Origin of the sequence: Bartonella sp. AP7XZML (genome assembly GCF_042195745.1) — a bacterium.
In the GTDB taxonomy this organism is placed as follows: Bacteria; Pseudomonadota; Alphaproteobacteria; order Rhizobiales; family Rhizobiaceae; genus Bartonella.
Genome location: NZ_JBHIOT010000031.1, coordinates 1 through 6,019, shown reverse-complemented (window position 1 = coordinate 6,019; position 6,019 = coordinate 1). Strand labels below are relative to the sequence as shown.

The 6,019-nt window shown below is 35.4% G+C and carries 4 protein-coding genes; all 4 read right to left on the bottom strand.

The genetic code is table 11. The features are described 5' to 3' along the window. Positions 1-463 precede the first annotated feature (463 nt). A complete protein-coding gene (locus ACFILT_RS03270) occupies positions 464-1,150 on the bottom strand; it encodes an abortive infection family protein (protein WP_375679366.1) in 687 nt (228 codons plus the stop codon). 1,048 nt (positions 1,151-2,198) lie between these two features. Continuing rightward, on the bottom strand, positions 2,199-2,423 hold the full coding sequence (locus tag ACFILT_RS03265; protein ID WP_375679571.1) for a hypothetical protein: 225 nt from the start codon (positions 2,421-2,423) through the stop codon (positions 2,199-2,201). A 366-nt stretch (positions 2,424-2,789) separates the two neighbouring features. Beyond that, positions 2,790-4,154, bottom strand: a complete 1,365-nt coding sequence (locus ACFILT_RS03260; RefSeq protein WP_375679570.1) for an MFS transporter — start codon at positions 4,152-4,154, stop codon at positions 2,790-2,792. Positions 4,155-4,739: 585 nt separating this feature from the next. Continuing rightward, on the bottom strand, positions 4,740-5,030 hold the full coding sequence (locus tag ACFILT_RS03255; protein WP_375679368.1) for a hypothetical protein: 291 nt from the start codon (positions 5,028-5,030) through the stop codon (positions 4,740-4,742). Positions 5,031-6,019 lie beyond the last annotated feature (989 nt).

Here is a 6,019-nt window from a genome sequence, read left to right as displayed (position 1 = left end):
TAAGTAGGGTAGGGGAAGAACGTATAGGTATGTAATTTACGCGCATAAAGGCTTTGAAGGGACTAAATCTAAGCTCAGATTTTCTCTCTTTAGGGAGTTAAGACTTGTATTTTTATCATAATGACTAGCTTCTCCATCATAATATTTCTTCACGAGAGCTTTCCAAAAATAATACACTAGCTAGTTTGTTCTTAAAAAAAATAATCAAGGCAATACTTTTGCACCATCCTCATTCGCCATCCTTAAGGGCGGCTTTTGCATTTACAGAAATTGCCCACTGACTTTAGAAGCGGAGCCTAGAAACGTGGGGAAGAGGAACACCATAGAGCGGTGTGACTACTCATGTTGTCATGCTATAGAAATATTTGGTTTTGTAGGGTAGAAGCAGCGGCCACCCCCTTTAATGCTTTTTAGGCATTAAAAATGGCACGAGAAAATGCTGGTAGTCGTGATATGTTTTTTATTATGGCTGATCCATGAGCTCTAAAATATAAATTGAGAGAGAATGGGCGGCATTAAAAGTTAAACGCGCATGGCGAGGCTTGAGATTGATTAGTTCAAAATCCTTTTCTGAGCGGCCATGCGCTGCACTTTTCTTGTTTCTTAAATTCATAGTACCACTAACGATTCTGGATAGACCGGTTGCGATCATTCTTAAGTCATTTTTATCTAGATCTTGATTTTTTAAGTTTTTTTGCTTTATATCGTCAGTATGAATCTTAGCCTTCTTAGCAACTTCTTTCCATAAAGCGTACAGCTTATTATGGGCATTTTCTTCGTATAGGATAGAATGGTGGTCGAGATAAGCTTTGCAAGAGGCTTCCAACAGATTTGCTGCAAATAAAACTGCCTCCCTTGGATCTTTTTCTATATTTTCTAATGCCCTATTTATTTCGATTTCTACTGCTGAAAGTTCTTTCTCTGCAATAAGTTTTTTTAGCTCTTCCATCGAGAGGAGACCAGCTTTTTGCAATTCTTGTGTGAAGGTTAGCTCATTCTTGATAATATATCCTCCACGCTGATATTCTAATCCATCTTTCTTTAACGTTTCTAAAACTTTACGTTGATCTTCTTTAAGCTGTTGTAGCATTTGATCTTCTGGTATGTCTTGAAATATGAATCCGACTAACTTATGAAACTCACTGTCCAAAAAATCACCAAGCAGGGGACCAAGGACTTCAAGCGGTTTATTGCATTCTACATTGATTGTATCTAGTCATTTCTTAATCTTGACTTCATCATCATCACTTCGATACTCATGAGGAGCAGATGGTGTATAAAAAAATAAGGCATCCAAATTCTCTGGCCAATAGTACTTTGGTAATATTTGAGAGAGTATCCTAATTGTTGCAGAAGGGATTTTGTTTTTCTGAGATATTGTTTGCGGAGACGATAATTGCATTTTATGGCTTTATAATATCAAAAAGTGGTATGTTGAGTGGTTTTTAGAGTATGATTTTATTGTCTGACCTTGTATAGAAGGTCGCACAACAATTTTGTGGCTTATATAAGATTTGTGAAAAAGAAATACTATATTGTGTTTTAATTTTTTTCTCCTTTCATTGTTATAACAGTGAAGGGGGAATAGTGTGTGATAATTCGAAAAATATAGAATGAGAACAGAAGTATAATTTGTATTATCGTAACTGCAATAGCATTCTTTATTGGCAGATTGTTTATTAGAGAGAAGGAAGCAGGCAATGCGCATAATCCCTGAACGGAAGGTTTTGTGACAAGAATTTCAATAATGGCATGTTACTAAATGTTGTGTGTGTTCTTTGCTTGTCAGAAAAAGTAGATGGCGCTCTTTATTTGCATAACCGGTATAGAGAACAAGCGGGCAGGGATTGGTTTACCAATTTCGTTTATCTCTTTAAGCTTACTGTTTTCTATAAAAAGACTGTTTTCATTATATCCGCTGTGAAGCTCGCATACTTGGTAGATGGAAATATACGCGTTTATCGTGTCTGTAAGGGAGCTTGAAGCAATGAAGTTATGTGTAAAAGAGTTCTGAAAAGCTTCTTTTGTCCGTAAAACTTATAAGGAAAATTTAAAGGCAGGAAAATGTTAGAGAAATCTAAGAGTACGCTGTGAAAATCAAGAAACAGTCTTTTTAGAGATGGTTTGCTGTCTGTCATCGTGCTTCATGATTTTCAATGTTTTTAAAATTTCTTTCTCAATGAGAGAGGGCTTTTTTATTAAAGCGGGGGAGATTTGTTATGACAGTTAACAATGAAATGGAGAGAAGATGCTGCTTTACCAGCTGTTTTTGTCGCTTCAGTTTCATTTGAACCTATTGTGATTATAAAAGCATAGTGATTCAATGACTTTGAAAAGGGGCGAATAACATTATCAAGTTTGCAATACAGTGCGATTTTCCACATCGCAGTGCGTGGCAGAAGATGGTCAGCATTTTGGGGCATTGTGGGTTCTATATTCTATGCTGGTTCGGTAGGGCGTCTGTTAGCGCATTTATGGAACTATTCCGCATTGAAACGCGTGCTTAATTTCGTGGATCTTTGCAAAGGTCTGATCAGAAAATCCCATATTTCAAGAGGTTTTTAGAGGGATCTAAAAGCACAGAGGTATCATAAAATTACAAACACCGTACGTTACTGGAGGTGATCAATTTTAGAGCTTAAGGAGCTTATCGATTTAGTGTTCTTTCATAAAAATGATGAAGGCTGTGGTCAAGGTCTCAGTGTGTTGGTTTCTCGAAAAGTGGTAAATGCTGTATGATTTTATAAGCTATTGCCAATGTTATGGCTAGGGAGTTCAAATAAAGCATATCATAAATCGGAATTCTTCTCTTTACGCGATAAGAGGAGGGCTAGGCAAAACAGTAAAAATGCAGCGATAGAGAATATGAAGAATACGATATATGTTTGGTTTAAGGACAGGGATTTTTCTGTCAGCGAATGGATCAAAAAGCCAGCGAATATACCCCCTAAGGCACCACCTATTTGCTGTAATATGCGTGTGATAACGGCTGTATCTTTGACGTATAAACTGTTGACATATTGGATGGGGGCGGAAAGGCAGACAATGGTGGCGATGCCAAGTCCTATGCCTCTTAGCAAGAATCCAAGTCCATCCATGCTTATATTATAGCCGAAGCATAATAACCCAAAGCTTGATATCACTAAACCAATTCCTATCATGAAAAAGGGAGATTTTTCTTTCCATTTTTGGTAAATAAATTTCCTTCCGATCCATGCTCCTACCCCTTGCAGAGCAAGGAGGGCACCGATGATGAGAAGGCTCTTTTCATAGTTTCCTCCCATGGCAACGGCTAGTGGGAAATAAACGAGGAAGCTATAAAAAAGAAATGAAGCAACAAGCCCCATGATCATGAGTAATGTATAGCGTGCATTTTGAAATCCGCTAAAGACGATTAATTTGTTTTTTGCTTTCTGATTAGAAACAATGAATAATATGAGAGATATCATGGCTATAAGCGCTAGGATATATAAGTGGTTTTTGTTATTGATATTTCTGGCTTCTGTGAGGTAAAAAAACGAAAGAAGCGATATGGAAAACGCTAAAAATGCAAATAAGTTAAATTTTGTTTTTGTTGTTTCGTTGCTCTTTAAATGTTTTGCTCCAAGGGTGAGTGCCAATAAAATAAGCGGAATATTGATAAAAAATAACAAACGCCAAGATACATACTGAGCAAGCGAGGCGCCTACCAGCGGACCAAAGGCAGGAGCGAAAACTGTTGGTACGGCTATGGTGCCCATGGCTTGCCGCACGCGTTCTTGCCCAAATTGTAGTGCAATGATGGTTTGGCTAAGAGGCAGTAAAAGACCGGTCCCAAAACCTTGAACGATACGGGCAGATATAATGGTTGGAAAATTATAGCTTAATCCTACCCCCAGTGATCCAAGCATAAAAATGAAGCTTGCAAGAAACCAAGTGCTTTTGATACCTATTCTTCCTTGCACAAAAGCGGCCATTAGCAGCCCTGGAACGGTGGCTAGAAAATAGGATGTTACAATCCATTGTATATTATTTCCTTCCACGGAAAAATAATGCGCAAGGTCCGGAAGGATGACATTAACAATGCTTCCGTCCAGCAGAGGAAGTATGCTGGAAATAATGACGGTATATATGACATACCTTTCTGTTTTTGTATAGGAATCTCTCTTTTGCATTATTATGCCCCCTGTTGATATTCTTTAAAATATTGTCCCCGCCCCATTCACAGACTTTTAAAAATTAACACGCATTTGTGATATCTGCGGTTTTGATATTGGAATGAATATGATTGGAAGTGCTGATGGTCTCCTTGTGTACAACCCTTCTTCCTCCAAAATGAAGCCATCAGTTAAGCTGATTTTGATGAGTTTATCGAGGAGTCTATTTGCTGTCAACTCAATCTGCATGAGAGCAAAAGCAGAACCTACACAAACGTGCACGCCTGCTCCATTTGCATTTATTATTTAACATGGAAAATGTGAAAATCTTTATAAATCAAATTATTGACTTAAAAATCCAATGTTTGTTTATATATCATTTTTTATGCTTAAATGATTGTTTGGGTGTCAAATGTATTCTCAATAGTTTATAATTTTCTTTTCTTAAATGTGCAGCTCTTTCTGAAAAATGTTCGATAATTTCTTGATTGTTTAATAAAAATTAAAATTGGTTATAAGAAAGAGCTTGTAAATTATAGAGTAGGAAAAAGGTGCATTTTATAAAAAACAGGGGAGGGTTGTTTCCATAACCCAAACATTTTTTCAAGTTGTTGTGGTATCTTTTTGAATTGCTTGATCGATAAAAGTTTTATAATTATCAGAAACAATATATTGGGTATTTTCTCCTAAAGCTTTGAAATGTTTACGATCGCAATGGATTTTTGCTTTTTCCAGATCGCGCAAGATGTCTTCGAAAATACTTCCTTTGCTTTCCACAACAAAATACAGTTTTCCTTGCCCATCTTGCTCGAGTAATACAGTCCAATCGGGAGTATATGATCCAAGAGATGTATCAATTTTAAACCATTTAGACAGTTTCGCATAAACTTTAATCTTATCGTTTTTTTCAAACGATTGTGCAAAACTGAACTCAATATCTGAATCATAAATACATGATCATAAGTTGATTTATCAGTTTTTGTCATATTCTTTTATAAAACAATTTGCTTTTATATTTATTAAAATGCATTTTCTATTTTATTTTTTTGTATAATTAGCCAATGAAGTTTTTGCTCTAATATCGCAATTTGTAAAAGACTATTTTGGTCATTCAATATGAAACTTTTTATGTCGGTTTCTTGTATTGAAAGCAATGGTACGATTTTTGATATCTGTATAAAATATTTACAAAAAAAATTTAATAACGCATAATTATAAAATTTTGTCCTTTGTTTGAAGCATGTAAAGTTAACCTATTGTTTATTCATAGATTTTATGTTCATTATTTATTTTATACATTTAATCTAGAATGTAAATTGTGTTCGTATACTCAAACTAAAATACTGGTATTGAAGTGGTGAGAGTGTTGCTTTGTTGAGAATAGATCATTGGGTAGGTTGGTATTCCCTTTGTATCAGAGAATTCAACTTATTCTCTCATATTGTGCGTGGATGAAATGTTAACCGCATAATGCTCTCTCTTACATGAGATGTAAGGTTGATATGGTTTCCATATTGAGAAAAGTTGTTGATCGTAGAGGAATATTTTTCTGCGAAATTTGTTTGGCTTAAATGCAAAAAATAGAGCAATAGCCGCATATTTGTTATGCTGTAACGGCATATATATAATCGATGGAGTCAACACTTCATTTAAGAAGTTTTTTAAAAGAAAAACATAAAAAAATAGAATTATTGAAAAAAATCTTTTATTTTGAAGCTTGTTTCTCACGATTATAAAAGCTTCACGTGGATTTCGAAAATTCTTGTTGTATTGAAAAGCATGAAAAATCAAGAAAATTTTGCAAAAAAGCTGCACTATGCGTGCAGCTTTTTATGTATTTGCTTTAAAGGCAGACGTTTTAAAGCATGAAAGTGTCCTTACGG